Here is a 13,583-nt window from a genome sequence, read left to right as displayed (position 1 = left end):
CTTAGTCCAGCAGATACAACAGCTGCAGCAGCGAGCCACTGCGAATAGCGGCTTTTGCCTGCGCCTGCACTTTGGGTTTGGCATGAAAAGCCACTCCCAGCGCGGCAGCGTTAAGCATTGGAATATCGTTGGCACCATCACCGATAGCGACGGTTTGCTCAGCAGCTATAGCATATTGTGCCGCCAATTGGCCAACCACCTGCGCTTTGGTATTGGCATCGACTATATCGCCCAGCACCTTACCGGTGAGTTTGCCATTAATAATATCCAGCTCGTTGGCAAAGGTCGCCGTTAAGCCCAACTGCTGTTTTAATGCTTCAGTAAAATAAGTAAAACCACCGGAGGCAATAGCAACCTGCCACTGATGCGCTTTTAAATGGCTGACCAGCTCAGCTAAGCCCGGCATCAACGGCACAGCATCCAGCACCTGGCGCAGTATGGTCTCAGGCGCGTCTTTTAACGTTGCCACCCGGGCGACCAGGCTTTGCGCAAAGTCGAGCTCGCCATTCATCGCCCGTGCAGTAACTGCCGCTACCTCTTCACCTACACCCGCCAGTTTGGCTATTTCGTCAATACATTCAATTTGTATCGCGGTTGAATCCATATCCATGACCAATACGCCGGGCTTTGCCAACACGGGCCGCAGCGGCAGATACACCAGCTCAACACCCGGTTTAGCTGCATATTCTGCCAGTTTTTGTTGCAGTGGTGTGCTTAACTGCTGTGTTAACTGCAGCTCCAGCGCACCATCCAACTGCGGATGCGGTTTATGCACCCGGCACTGCACAGCATTATCCGGTGCTACCAGTTGCAACAGCGCATGCACCAGTTGCCAATCAAGCGCCCTGCCAAACAGGCGGATCACCGCAGCACCGGGTGCGGCATCTGCGGCAAAAGCATTGGCTGTCGCTAACGCTAACGGCTGGCTGCTATGCAGCGATAATGCTGTGCCACTGAGTTTAAGCGCATAACGGTTTGCTGCAGTAAGGTGGGCTAACGGCGATACTGCGCTGTGTTGCTGTGCTGGAATATGATAAAAAAACGACACTCTGCTACCTATACTTAGCGCCACAGCCATGGCATCCTAGCGGCTTTAATGACTGGCTTAGCTGGCGCTTTATGGAAAATATGCAGAACGATATCCCATTACCGGACAGCACATCAAGCACTATTAAACTGTTACAGGTTGCTGTTGCAGTTATCGGTATTTGGCTGTTATTGCATAGCTGGGTACTAACCCAACAGCAGGGTAAACAGTTATTGCAACAGCAAAGCAGCCAGCTGATGCGGGAAACCTTAACCGCGCTATCGCATACCGCCGCCTATTTAATTGAGCATGATCAGCTCGATGGCCTGGAGCAGTTAACCCGGCATATCGCGGCCAGCCCTTACCTGCACGATGTAGTGGTGTATGACGCTAACGGCGTACGCATGAGCTGGTCAGAAGGCAGCGCGCCGGCGCGACTGTTGTACGGCCCGACACAAAGTGAACAGTTGCAGGCTATGGTGCAGTCGATTGAAAAAGATCAGCAGCTACTGGGCTATATTAAGCTGAGCTTACGCCAGGATGCGGCATTAACGCCAATCAGCCTGTCGTGGCAACAGATGATGCAACAGCTGATGGCGATGCTGGTGTTAGCCGGTATTGTCGGCTTTATGCTGCGCCGCGGTTTCTCGCGCTTGTCGCGCCAGTCGCTGCGGTTACGTCGCGCTAAGCCTTAACACCTTAAGGCTGTTTTGCCACAGCATCTGCGCGATCTGCCCGCGTGGTTCCGGTCGTAATTGACAAAAGGCATCAAACACCAACGCCAGTTGTGCCGGCGTATTAACCTCGCCCTGAAAACCGGCCAGCGGCATAGCAGGCGCATCGGTTTCTAACACAAAGCTTTCAAGCGGCAATTTTTGCACCGTTTTGCGGGTTTTTTCTGCCCGGTCATAGGTAATAGTGCCGCCGATACCGAGCTTAAAACCCAAATCGACAAAGGCCATCGCCTGTTGTTGACTGCCGGAAAAGGCATGCAAAATACCGCCACCGCTAAACTGTTGGCGTTTAAGCTCTGCCAGCAACTGCGGTTGGCTTTTCCGATGGTGCAGGATCACCGGCTTATTATGCTGTTTTGCCAGCGCCAACTGCAGCGTAAACAGCTGCTGCTGCATAACAAAGCTGTCTTCATCCAGCGCAAAATCCAGCCCAATCTCCCCTACGGCAACAATAGCTGTGCTATGTGCTGCAACAAGCTTATCCAGCGCGGTTACAGCGTCAAGCGAGTGCTCAGCCGCCCACCACGGATGTATACCCAGCGCAATATGCCAGTTGGGTTGTTGTTTTTGTAAATCCAGCAGGTTTTGCCAGGCGGATTGTTGTACGGAGGGAATAACTAAAGCGGCAACACCGGCTTGCTGTGCCTGCTGCCAGTGAAGTTGCTGCTCTGGCGCCAGTTCAGGCAAGTCCAGATGACAATGAGTATCGAAAAGTTTCATTAAGCTATTGCAGCAGATCCTCACTGCGACCACAAGGCCTTGATGCAATGAACATCTGACTGATTTAATTCATCTGGTTGGCAATAGCACACTATTGTCTGTCGGTTGCATTGTTAAACCTATCGCGGGCAGACAAACTTTGCCGTGCTATCGGCCGACCATGTAAAATCACGGTTTCAATGCTGTCCCAAGCTTCTACATGTTGCAGCGGGTTGTGCTTTAGCAGCAGTAAATTGGCTACCTTACCAACGCTGACAGTGCCATATTGTTCATCCAGCTGCAGCAAGCGGGCATTGTTGATTGTTGCGGCTTCAAAGATGGCCTGTAACGAAATACCTGCCGCTGCCATTTCTGTTAACTCGAGATAAGTACTGTAGCCCGGCTGATGGCTGTATGCCGGAGCAGATGGTGTATCACTGGCTAACAGCAATGGATGCCCCAGTTGATGCAGTGTCTTTGCAGCTAGAGCGCCGCGCTGACCAATGGCTCGCAGCCGCGCTGCGGCATCTGACGCGGTCAAACCACCGAAATCAGCCAGCAACTCCCGCTTAAACCATTGGGCCTCTTCTAGTTGATACCAGTTAAGTAACGCCGGCGGTACAACATGCTGCAACTGCGGATCGGTTAATACATCAGCATCCAGCATAGCCGCCAACCGTGTCATAACACTCAATGTCGGCTGATAACCTACATCAGCCAGTTTGATCTGCTGCAAGTGTTCGGCTAGTGCTGAGGGCAACATCGCCATTTTTCGCTCTTGTTCAGTAATGGTCATCCCGGTCCAATTCCACAGACCATGAGCCAACACATCCACTTTGCTCTCCAGCGCAATTTGCTGCATATCATAAGCATTGGCATGAGCAAACAACGGCAACTGATAATGGCTGGCTTGCTTCCTGATTTCTGCCAATGTTTCTTTGCTATACAGCGGCAAATGATTGGAATCACCGAAACCATCTTCAATAAAAATCTTCAGGCAATGAGCACCACGGTCAGCAATGCGCTTAACGACTGTTGCAGGCGTATTTGCTTGCTCCTCGGGTGAAGTCTTTTCTGCGCTATGTTGATGAATAAAGTTTGGGTGTGCCGACCGGGGATTACCATAACCACCTGCCACAGGGGCCGCACCACAGTGCCATAAATCAGGCGCCTGTGGTTGCTGTTTAAATACCTCAATCCCTTGGGGGTTGCTGCTTAAATCTAACAATTGTGTCACGCCAAAGTACAGATAACTACGCGGTTGCTGCCGAAAAAACTCTGGCAGATAGTTATCAGCCCTGGCAGGCAATAAACCAGGTGCGTCACTGACATGTACATGGCTATCCATTAACCCCGGCGTTAAGTATAGGTTCTGACCATTAAGTTTTACTACGCCCAGCAACTCACTGGCTGTCAACGCACTACCCGCTTCAGCCAGTCTAACGATGATGCCATTTCGGATTAACACTTGCTGATTGGGCAGTTCACCGTCAAGTTCAGGTGATAACACAGTGACTGGCTCTATTAACAAGTTTCCTGCCTGCGGCGTTGGCATTACTGCAAACGTCTCGTTCAGTTGTGCTTGCAGCGGGCTTGACAGCATGATCCCCAAACACGCAAACTTCAGCAAGACTTTATATATTGGCTTCATTTTATTGCTCCCATTGGTTAACAGTGGCCAAAGGTGCCACAACACAGCTTGTTGTACCTGAAGAATCACTGAAGCTTTTCTGAAGAGTGTGAATACCAGCGAATTTGTATGCAAAAATCAGACAATACCAACCAACTCCATCAAGCGGTTACTCCGACGACGATTCCTCCACAAACTTGCTGGAAACTTGGAGACTGGCTGGTCGAGCCTGCGCGTAACAGCATAAGCAATTCAGGCGAAGTGTTGCAGCTAGAACCCAGGCTAATGACGGCATTTGAGTTATTGCTGACTGCCAACGGTCAAACAGTCAGTGACGAACAACTGTTAAGCACTGTCTGGCCTAATTTAGTGGTATCGGATTCATCTTTATATCAAGTTGTCACTCAGTTGAGAAAGGCGTTACAGGATCAGCAAAAGCCCTATCAGCTAATTGAACGAGTGCAACGTAAAGGTTACCGCCTACTGCAAAATGCGGAACTATTGCCCACCAATACTCACCAACAACAAACCGCAATGCTGGCAGAGACAGGCACTAAACAACCTGCTGATATAACGAAAACTCGCTGGATTTATACAGGACTATTAACGACTTTAATTTTGTTATATGCAGTGTGGTTTTATAGCCTGCCTCCCACCGCTGCACCGCTAACATCAGACAGAACCTATGAAACTCCGGAGCCCAGTGTGCAGTTGGTACCAGCTGAAGGCTTTAGTCATCATGACTGGAGCATGCTGCAACAGGCACTTTATCTGCTAAATCAACCACAAGCAGAAACAATCAGTGAGGCAGTACACATTTTGCGCGAACTGCTGCCTGTTTACCCCACGTATCCACCATTGCTAGTCGGGCTGTGTAACAGCTATCATGCTATGCATATCTATAGCGATTGGCCACTACAAAAAGTATTAGCACTTTGCGAACCTTTACTGCAGCAGGCGCTACTGCAACAAACTGATTTTGCTCCAGCACTAGGTAGCTTCGGAGCTTTACAGTTATCAAGGCAGAACCTGGCCGGAGCCAGCTACTATCTGGATAAAGCGATGCATTTGCAGCCAAAGGATCCGCAAATCCTGTTATGGCGAGCAGCACTTTACCGGGCTCAGGGACGTTACGACGACGCAGCCACGTTAATGACAACAGCAACTGCACTGGCACCGTTATCCGGCTTGCTGAAACGACATTATGCTTACAGTCTTATTGGCAACGGCGAGCTTAGCCAGGCACGCGCAGTATTTCAGCAGGCCTTGCTGCTTGAAGATAACTATTCCGATCGGGCATTGGACGAGTTAGAGCTACTACCGCTTACCAGCCAGCGCGCCCTGGCGTTTTTACTGTGGGCAGAACGTTTTCCAGACAGATTAAATAGTCCAGAGCGATGGACGCAACTGAGCCTGGTACAACTGAGTCTGCAACAAATTGAGTTGGCAAAAGCCAGTTTACAACACGCAGTGTCAATGTCTGATAAACATCCCTTTGTGTTGTTGGCACAGGCTATGTTCGCTCAGGCTCAGACTCATACCGCTGAGGCAAACACTTATCTTCAACAGCGGGCCAGTCTTAAACCACAGCATAAAATTTTTCAGCTACAAGCACTATTTTTATCCCCGCCGGCGGCGGCCAGATCGCAACAAAGTGCATTTCTCCAGTTGTTGCCTCATTATCAGCAGAATGCAGATCTCGCCATCCAACAAGATCTGGCTAATAATAAACAACTTAACGTGCTGTATTTTCTGTTGAGCCTGCCGCAGACAGAACGGCAAGTATATCAAAGCAGTATTAGTGCCTTTGTCAGCAATCAGCAAACTGCAGATAGTCTTAGCTTACAATTGCTATGTGCTGTTGATTTGAAAGCGCAAGCAAACCAGCTAGCATTACAATTATTAGACAATGATTGGTTACCCTCACCACATGATGATTATTATGTAGCTGAACAACACCCGTTATGGCAACAGCTATCAGCCGAGTTTTTCAGCAAGCTGCAACAGCAACGACAACAAGTGTTAACCGCCTTTGCTGCAGAAATGGCAGAAATAAAGTCCAATGGAGTACCACAATGACGGGGTTAAGGACATAACCTTTCGATACCCCAGCGGCCATCGGCTGACTTGCTGTACATAAAGCGGTCGTGCAGCCGGTGCTCACCGCCCTGCCAGAATTCAATTTTATGCGGCCGTACTAAAAAGCCGCCCCAGAAGGATGGCAAAGGTACTTCGCCGTGGTCAAATTTGTGTTTTATCTCGGCAAATTTTTGCATCAGCGCCTGACGGGTAGAGACCGGCCGGCTTTGCTCTGACGCCCAGGCGGCCAGCTGGCTCTCTTTTGGCCGTGATAAAAAGTACTTCATCACCTGGGTACCCGATACCCGCTCGGCTGTGCCGTACACTATGACCTGACGCTCCAGCGGGTGCCAGGGAAAATGCAGACATACTTTAGGGTTAGCACTCAGCTCAGTCGCCTTACGGCTACCAAGGTTGGTGTAAAAGGTAAAACCCTCAGTGCTGACATCTTTTAACAGTACCAGCCGCTGTGACGGCTGGCCATGCTCGTCGACGCTGGCCACACACATAGCTGTAGGATCCGGTAATTCTGCCGCTATGGCATCTTTTAACCACATCTCAAACTGGGCGATAGGATCTGCATTTAGCTTATCCAAATCCAGTTTGTCTTTCACATAGCTGCGGCGAATAGCGTCGATTTTCATCTTTACATGCGCTCCATAACCCCGATACCCAGCAAGTCTAAGCCCTGCTTCAGCATACGGGAACTAATAATACTCAGCATTAAACGGCTGTCACGCACGGCCGGTTCAATGCCATCTTTTAATATCGGGCAAGCTTCGTAGAAGGTCATATACAAACTGGCCAGTTCATACAGGTAATTACACAGCAGGTTTGGCTGGGCATCTTTAATTACCTGTTGCAGCGTTTCTTCAAACCGCAGCAGTTTAACCGCCAGTTGCTTTTCCTGCTCTTCAACCAGCTTTAATGTGGCACTAAAGCCATCGCTGATCTCAGCGCGGCGTAAAATACTGCGTACCCGGGTGTAAGCGTATTGCAGGTAAGGCGCAGTAGCACCTTCAAAACTCAGCATGGCATCCCAGCTGAAAATATAGTCGCTGGTACGATTTTTCGATAAATCAGCAAATTTCACCGCACCAATGCCGACTTTACGCGCTACTTCGGCGATTTCTGCTTCGGTTAAATCAGTGGCTTTTTCCTGCACCACAGCTTTAGCGCGCACTACCGCTTCTTCCAGCAGTTCTGCCAGTTTCACAGTGCCACCGGTACGGGTTTTAAATGGCTTGCCATCTTCACCCATCATGGTACCAAAGGGGCAATGATCATAAGCGGTTGCAGTGCGCAGATAGCCGGCTTTACGGGCAACCAATTCTACCTGTTTAAAATGCAGCGCCTGACGCGCATCGGTAAAAATAATCACCCGATCGGCTTGCAAAGTATGGCTGCGATGCTGGCAGGCTGCTAAATCGGTGGTGGAGTATAAAAAGCCGCCACCGGTTTTTTGAATAATAAACGGCGACGGGTTACCTTCTTTATCAGCCAGCTCGGCTAAAAACACCACCAGAGCGCCCATGCTTTCCACAGCCAGCTGCTGCTGTTTTAAATCATCGACGATGCCTTGCAACATACTGTTATACGCACTTTCCGGTTTAATATCAGCATGGGTCAGGGTGACATTGAGCTTTTGATACACTTCATCGCTATGTTTAATCGAGGTATCGATAAACAGCTGCCACAGCTTTTGGCAGTGCGCGTCGCCGCTTTGCAGCTTCACCACATAGTCACGCGATTTATCGGCAAAGCCCTCTTCATCGTCAAAGCGTTTTTTCGCTTCACGGTAAAAGTCTTCCAAATCAGCCAGGGCAACCTGCTCCAGGTCGATACCGGCGGCCAGTTTGTCTTCCAGGTGTGCTATCAGCATACCAAACTGGGTACCCCAGTCGCCCATATGGTTCTGACGGATCACCTTATCGCCCCAGAACTCTAATGTGCGCACGACGGCGTCACCAATAATAGTCGAACGCAAATGGCCAACGTGCATCTCTTTGGCTAAATTCGGTGCCGAGTAATCCACCACTACCGTTTGCGGTGCGGTATTTGCAGACACCCCCAAACGGCTGTCTGCGCCGGCATGTTGTAATTGCGCGGCCAGCCAATTTTTGTTCAACGTAACGTTAATAAAACCCGGACCGGCGATCTCGGCTTTGTCGGCAATATCAGCAAGATCCAGCTGTTGCACTAATTGCTCAGCCAACTGGCGCGGATTCATCTTTAACAGCTTGGCAGCGGCCATAGCGCCGTTAATCTGATAATCACCAAACTCCGGCTTGGTACTTACGGTAACAGCGGCATTAGTGTCGGCAGGTAAGCCCAGCGCGACAAAAGCGGCTTGGGTTTTTTCGGTTAATAAATGCTTAATATTCATGCGGCCTGCCTGTTAGTGTTCACGGGTTTTGTGGAATTTAATTTTCGGGTAACGCTCTATCGACAAGTTCAGGTTTACCATAGTCGGTGCGATATAGGTTAAGGCATCGCCACCATCCAGCGCTAAATTCTGGCTGGCTTTGTTTTTAAACTCGTCCAGCGCTTTGCCGTCATCACTGTACACCCAGCGCGCGGTGGATACGTTAACCGACTCGTACAAGGCATCAACGTTATATTCCGATTTAAGCCGGTGTACGACCACGTCAAACTGCAGCACGCCCACCGCGCCTACGATCAGATCGTTATTATCCAGCGGCCGGAATACCTGCACCGCACCTTCTTCGGATAATTGCACCAGGCCTTTTAGCAATTGTTTTTGCTTTAGCGGATCGCGCAGGCGTATACGGCGGAACAGTTCAGGCGCAAAGTTCGGAATGCCGGTAAACTGCATATTTTCACCGGTGGTAAAGGTGTCACCAATCTTAATAGTGCCGTGGTTATGCAAACCGATAATATCGCCCGGGTAAGCTTCTTCCAAATGCTCGCGATCGCCGGCTAAGAAGGTTAATGCCTGCGGGATCAATACATCTTTACCAATGCGTACATGGCGCACCTTCATGCCTTTTTCGTACTTGCCCGACACTATGCGCAAAAATGCCACGCGGTCGCGGTGTTTCGGGTCCATATTGGCCTGAATTTTAAACACAAAACCGCTAAAACCGGTCTCGGTGGGTTCCACTGTACGGGTATCGGTAGCGCGCGATTGCGGTATCGGCGCCCATTGCGTTAAGCCATCCAGCATATGGTCGACACCAAAGTTACCCAAGGCAGTACCAAAGAACACCGGCGTTAACTCACCTTTTAAAAACAGCTCCTGGTCAAATTCATTACTGGCGCCCTGCACCAGCTCCATTTCATCACGCAGTTGCTGAGCGTAATAACCAATGCGCTTATCCAACTCAGGGTTATTCAGGCCTTTAATAATATCCACATCCTGAATGGTATGGCCCATACCGGATTTATACAAAATAATTTCATCACGTAAAATGTGATACACGCCCTTAAACTCTTTGCCCGAAGCAATAGGCCAGGTAATGGGCGCGCAGGCAATTTTCAGTACGCTTTCTACTTCATCTAACAAATCAACCGGGTCGCGGATATCGCGGTCCATTTTGTTCATAAAAGTAATGATAGGCGTGTCGCGCAGCCGGGTAACTTCCATCAGTTTAATGGTGCGCTCTTCAACACCTTTGGCGCCGTCGATAACCATCAGGCAGGAGTCTACCGCCGTTAAAGTACGATAAGTATCTTCCGAGAAGTCCTCGTGGCCCGGTGTATCCAGCAGGTTTACCAGGCAATCGTTATACGGAAACTGCATTACTGAGGTGGTAACCGAAATACCACGCTCTTTTTCCATTTCCATCCAGTCGGAGGTAGCATACTGGCCGGACTTTTTACCTTTAACGGTACCGGCTTTTTGGATCAGATGTCCGAACAGCAATACCTTTTCGGTAATGGTGGTTTTACCGGCATCGGGATGCGAAATAATCGCAAAGGTGCGGCGGCTGTTTACTTCGGCTAAAAAGTTATCTGTGCTCATAATATCCAATAGTGTGTTACCGCAGGCATCCGGCTACGGTGTCGGGCGAAAGCCCACAAGTAAATAATAATGCGCGCGATTATAACAGCTTGGACGGCGCGGGCACAGAGTACAAATGCCCTGCTGCGTTACAGAATACAACTCATCAGCAGGGCGTCTTCTTTACCTTGGCTACTGACATAGTAGCCTTTGCGTAAGCCTGTTTGCGTAAAGCCGTAGCGCTGATACAAAGCGATTGCCGCCACATTACTGCTACGCACTTCCAAAAATACTTCTGTCGCGCCTCTGGCTGCGCCTTCCTTTAAGAAGTGCTGCATTAATATATGGCCGTAACCTTTACCCTGCTGCGTTGGCGCAACACAGATATTAAACAGCTCCAATTGCTCTAAAATCAGCTGTGCAATATAAAACCCGACAATATTGCCGGCGTTATCCAACAACTTGTAGCTGAAGTAACTATCGGCAAAACTGCTGGCAAAGGCAGCCTCTGTCCACGGATAACTATTGGCCGCTTGTTCAATAGGCAAAACCGCAATGATATCGGCATGGCTTAACAACTCAACTTTGCTCATAGCTACCTTGTGTATAGCCACTTAGCAGCGCCCATAAGGCTTTTTTCTGTTCAGGTTGCTGTAATACCGACAACGGTGGCGTCAGCAGCTGTTGCTGCTGGATCTGGCTTTGCGCAGCGTCAGGAGCAATATGCCAGTTCAGGCCCTCGGCTAATGCCGCAGCAATATCCTGCGCTAATAGTTGGCTAAGATCCGGCACTACGCTCTGTGATTCAATCTTGAGTGAGGCAATATTATCTGACGAGCTTTGTGCTGACTGGTTTTCAATCGCTGAACTTACTGCAGCCAGCAATGGCTGAGTAGCAAAAGCATCGGTTAATTTAACCGGCGAGATTTGCAAAACTTTTAACAGCTGCTGCTGAGAATAAGAAAGTGTTGTCATAAGGAAAAGTGGCAGGGGCAGAGGGATTCGAACCCCCAACCATCGGTTTTGGAGACCGCTGTTCTACCAATTGGAACTATGCCCCTGTAGCTGGTCGCGCCATTATACAAAAGCCGCCCTAAAGGTAAAGCAAAAAGCTGTGTAATTACATTCAACTGCATATAAAACGAACATCAGCACTATTAATCAGTGCAGCCTAGCATAAGCCCGGTAGTCTGCCTACCGGGCTGAGCCGACTTTAATCTGCAGTTTTCTGGCGGTATTTCTCAAACCAGTACAGGATATAAGCGGTTTTCGCCATTAAATTGCTTGGCCGGCTGTAAATGGAATGCGAAGCTTCCGGTATCCGCACCATGGCAGTATCAATGCCACGCAATTGCAATGCCTGATAAAACTGTTCGGTTTCAGAGATCGGTGTGCGATGATCGGCCTCGCCGGTCATCAGCATGGTTGGCGTTGTCACATTCCCCACATAACTGATTGGCGAGTACTTTAAGTAATGCTGCGGGTTTTCCCATGGCATGACCGGGAACCAGTACTGAGTAAAATAACTGTACATATCGGCATTTAATACAAAGCTAAACCAGTTAATCACCGGCTTTACCGATACCGCTGCGGCAAAGCGGTCGGTATGGCCAACAATCCAGGCCGTTAAAGCACCACCACCACTACCGCCGGTAACAAATAACTCTTTTTCATTAATAAAACCTTTAGCAATTACTGCATCGACGCCGTCCATCAGATCATTAAAATCCTGGCTGGGGTAATTATGATGAATAAGATTGGCAAAATCTTCACCATAGCTGGTGCTGCCGCGAGGATTGGTATACAGCACCACATACCCCTGCGCCGCCATTAACTGCAGCTCCATCGCGAAATGCGGGCCATAAGCGGTGTGCGGGCCACCATGAATTTCTAAAATAAGTGGGTATTTTTTACTGGCATCAAACTGTGGCGGATAAATAATCCAACCTTGTAGCTTACGCTGATCAACCGATGAACTGTACCAAAACTCTTCTACTTCGCCGATATCGTTAGCAAACAACAGATCGGCGTTAAGTTGAGTTAGCGTCTGCTTTTTGCGCTTATAGATAACCTCCAGCTCAGCCGGTGTTTGCGTATTCATCTTGGTATAGGCAATCAGGCCATTCTCCGCTGCAGAAAACTGGCCGCCACTATAAGGCCGACCATAGGAACCACCGCCGATATCCTCGGTAATAATACTGCGTTTTCCGGACAAAGCTTGCTCTGCCAGTATGCCTCTACCTTCACTATCGTAAGAAATATACAAGGCTTTACTGTTTGGCAGCCATTGAAAATCATCAATAGCGCGGTCTAAATCTTCGGTAAGATTGCGGATATTACTGCCATCAGTATTCATCACATACAAACGGTTGGCCTGATGTGCCAGTTTTCGGTCATCAAATCCGACATAGGCGATCAGTTTGCCATCAGGCGAAAGCTGCGGCCATGCATCAGGGCCGTTACGATCAGTAAGTTGCGTCAGTTCACGATCAGCCAGCGTCAGCTGGAATATTTCACTATTTATTGGTTTTGACTGCCAGTCGGCATGACGATTGGCCGAGAAATAAATCGCTTTGCTATCCTTAGTCCAACTGATAGCACTGGCATGATTAAAATCACCTTCGGTTAGCTGTATAGCAGAACCGCCGTCAGCCGGCATAATATAAATATGCTGGTAGCCGGCTTTCAGATAACCGGCACCATCGGCGCGATACTGTTTGTTATCTATATATATCGCGGCTTTAGCCCAGTCCGCTTTCTCCGGCTTGCCAGGTAAACTCACAGGCGCTTTAACCTGCTTGGGCGTAAACAAGGTAAAAGCCAACCATTTACCATCTGGTGACCAGCTTAAATTCGACGGGCTTTGCGTTAGCTGGCCTAACTGTGACGTGCGGCCACTATCAAGCCATTTAACTTGGATTTGGCCATTGGCAATAAACGCCAGTCGTTTACCATCGGGAGCCCAGCGCGGTGAGCTGGCATTAATATCTTTATCAGTTAAGGCTTCCTGCGTTTTACCATCGGCCGAACTGAGCCATAACGTCATGCGACGCCGATCGGTTTGTTTATCCATCCAGTTGCGCACGAAAACAATTTGCTCGCCTTTAGCATCCGGCTGTGGATCTGATACAAACTCCAGTTCAAACACGTCGTCATATTGTAAAGCTTTAGCGGCTGCCACTGCACTACTTGTTGTTAACAGCAGTAATGCGGTTAAACACAAACCGTTAGTTATATGCTTTAGATTCATCTTGGTATCCGATTTTATAGTTTTAGACGCCAGATGATACTAACTGAATAATCGCAACAGACTACAGGCTTTCGTCAGAGTGAAAGATCGAGGAGATAAAAAGCAAAAAGCCCCACGCTTTCGCGTGAGGCTTGTTTACTTAATAGGAGCCTGGCGGTGAACTACTCTCGCATAGCGAATGCTACACTACCATCGTCGCA

11 protein-coding genes, 1 tRNA gene and 1 pseudogene are annotated in these 13,583 nt (G+C 49.2%); 3 read left to right on the top strand and 10 right to left on the bottom strand.

Annotated features, from left to right (window positions below; all coding sequences use genetic code 11):
• Position 1 precedes the first annotated feature (1 nt).
• Positions 2-1,048 carry a phosphoserine phosphatase SerB gene (gene serB, locus ACTZWV_RS14485; protein WP_444787234.1) on the bottom strand — a complete coding sequence of 349 codons (1,047 nt, stop codon included), beginning with the start codon at positions 1,046-1,048 and terminating at the stop codon, positions 2-4.
• Positions 1,049-1,128: 80 nt separating this feature from the next.
• Here serB and ACTZWV_RS14480 point away from each other — a divergent pair, with 80 nt between their 5' ends.
• Positions 1,129-1,722 (top strand): AhpA/YtjB family protein, encoded by a 594-nt coding sequence (locus ACTZWV_RS14480; RefSeq protein WP_444787233.1) that lies wholly within the window; start codon positions 1,129-1,131, stop codon positions 1,720-1,722.
• Here the strand turns inward: ACTZWV_RS14480 and ACTZWV_RS14475 are convergent.
• Together ACTZWV_RS14475 and ACTZWV_RS14470 are read right to left on the bottom strand one after the other, a co-directional pair.
• Positions 1,702-2,481: a TatD family hydrolase gene (locus ACTZWV_RS14475; protein ID WP_444787232.1), complete on the bottom strand. Its 780-nt coding sequence runs from the start codon at positions 2,479-2,481 to the stop codon at positions 1,702-1,704. The two genes, ACTZWV_RS14480 and ACTZWV_RS14475, sit on opposite strands and share 21 nt — an antisense overlap.
• Before the next feature lie 91 nt (positions 2,482-2,572).
• A complete protein-coding gene (locus ACTZWV_RS14470; protein WP_444787231.1) occupies positions 2,573-4,111 on the bottom strand; it encodes an amidohydrolase family protein in 1,539 nt (512 codons plus the stop codon).
• 108 nt (positions 4,112-4,219) lie between these two features.
• Between ACTZWV_RS14470 and ACTZWV_RS14465 the strand changes: the two are divergent.
• Positions 4,220-4,561 (top strand): annotated as a pseudogene (locus ACTZWV_RS14465) (winged helix-turn-helix domain-containing protein); the annotation flags it as partial.
• A 234-nt stretch (positions 4,562-4,795) separates the two neighbouring features.
• Entirely contained in the window at positions 4,796-6,169 is a 1,374-nt protein-coding gene (locus ACTZWV_RS14460) for a tetratricopeptide repeat protein (protein WP_444787450.1), read from the top strand.
• A 5-nt stretch (positions 6,170-6,174) separates the two neighbouring features.
• Here the strand turns inward: ACTZWV_RS14460 and pdxH are convergent, their stop codons facing one another.
• From pdxH to ACTZWV_RS14425, 7 genes are all read right to left on the bottom strand, one after another.
• The gene (gene pdxH / locus ACTZWV_RS14455) at positions 6,175-6,813 is read right to left on the bottom strand and encodes a pyridoxamine 5'-phosphate oxidase (protein WP_444787230.1); all 639 of its coding nucleotides are present in this window, start codon (positions 6,811-6,813) and stop codon (positions 6,175-6,177) included.
• Between the two features lie 2 nt (positions 6,814-6,815).
• Positions 6,816-8,555, bottom strand: a complete 1,740-nt coding sequence (gene argS, locus ACTZWV_RS14450; protein ID WP_444787229.1) for an arginine--tRNA ligase — start codon at positions 8,553-8,555, stop codon at positions 6,816-6,818.
• Positions 8,556-8,567: 12 nt separating this feature from the next.
• Complete coding sequence (gene prfC, locus ACTZWV_RS14445; RefSeq protein ID WP_444787228.1) at positions 8,568-10,154, bottom strand: peptide chain release factor 3; 1,587 nt, start codon at positions 10,152-10,154, stop codon at positions 8,568-8,570.
• Positions 10,155-10,282: 128 nt separating this feature from the next.
• Positions 10,283-10,726: a ribosomal protein S18-alanine N-acetyltransferase gene (rimI, locus tag ACTZWV_RS14440; protein WP_444787227.1), complete on the bottom strand. Its 444-nt coding sequence runs from the start codon at positions 10,724-10,726 to the stop codon at positions 10,283-10,285.
• Complete coding sequence (locus tag ACTZWV_RS14435; protein ID WP_444787226.1) at positions 10,713-11,108, bottom strand: hypothetical protein; 396 nt, start codon at positions 11,106-11,108, stop codon at positions 10,713-10,715. Before ACTZWV_RS14435 ends, rimI begins: the two co-directional genes overlap by 14 nt.
• Positions 11,109-11,117: 9 nt before the next feature.
• Positions 11,118-11,194, bottom strand: a tRNA-Trp gene (locus tag ACTZWV_RS14430).
• Between the two features lie 152 nt (positions 11,195-11,346).
• Positions 11,347-13,383: a prolyl oligopeptidase family serine peptidase gene (locus ACTZWV_RS14425; RefSeq protein ID WP_444787225.1), complete on the bottom strand. Its 2,037-nt coding sequence runs from the start codon at positions 13,381-13,383 to the stop codon at positions 11,347-11,349.
• Positions 13,384-13,583: the final 200 nt, after the last annotated feature.

The organism is Rheinheimera sp. NSM, assembly GCF_052380015.1.
GTDB lineage: Bacteria > Pseudomonadota > Gammaproteobacteria > Enterobacterales > Alteromonadaceae > Alishewanella.
The sequence above is the reverse complement of the archived record's forward strand: the minus strand, read 5'-3'. Positions and strand labels throughout refer to the sequence as shown.

Bases quoted from the DNA above. Each gene is read 5' to 3' on its own strand.
- ACTZWV_RS14480 (WP_444787233.1), top strand. From the start codon at position 1,129: ATGCAGAACGATATCCCATTACCGGACAGCACATCAAGCACTATTAAA.
- ACTZWV_RS14475 (WP_444787232.1), bottom strand. From the start codon at position 2,481: ATGAAACTTTTCGATACTCATTGTCATCTGGACTTGCCTGAACTGGCG.
- ACTZWV_RS14470 (WP_444787231.1), bottom strand. From the start codon at position 4,111: ATGAAGCCAATATATAAAGTCTTGCTGAAGTTTGCGTGTTTGGGGATC.
- pdxH (WP_444787230.1), bottom strand. From the start codon at position 6,813: ATGAAAATCGACGCTATTCGCCGCAGCTATGTGAAAGACAAACTGGAT.
- argS (WP_444787229.1), bottom strand. From the start codon at position 8,555: ATGAATATTAAGCATTTATTAACCGAAAAAACCCAAGCCGCTTTTGTC.
- prfC (WP_444787228.1), bottom strand. From the start codon at position 10,154: ATGAGCACAGATAACTTTTTAGCCGAAGTAAACAGCCGCCGCACCTTT.
- rimI (WP_444787227.1), bottom strand. From the start codon at position 10,726: ATGAGCAAAGTTGAGTTGTTAAGCCATGCCGATATCATTGCGGTTTTG.
- ACTZWV_RS14435 (WP_444787226.1), bottom strand. From the start codon at position 11,108: ATGACAACACTTTCTTATTCTCAGCAGCAGCTGTTAAAAGTTTTGCAA.
- ACTZWV_RS14425 (WP_444787225.1), bottom strand. From the start codon at position 13,383: ATGAATCTAAAGCATATAACTAACGGTTTGTGTTTAACCGCATTACTG.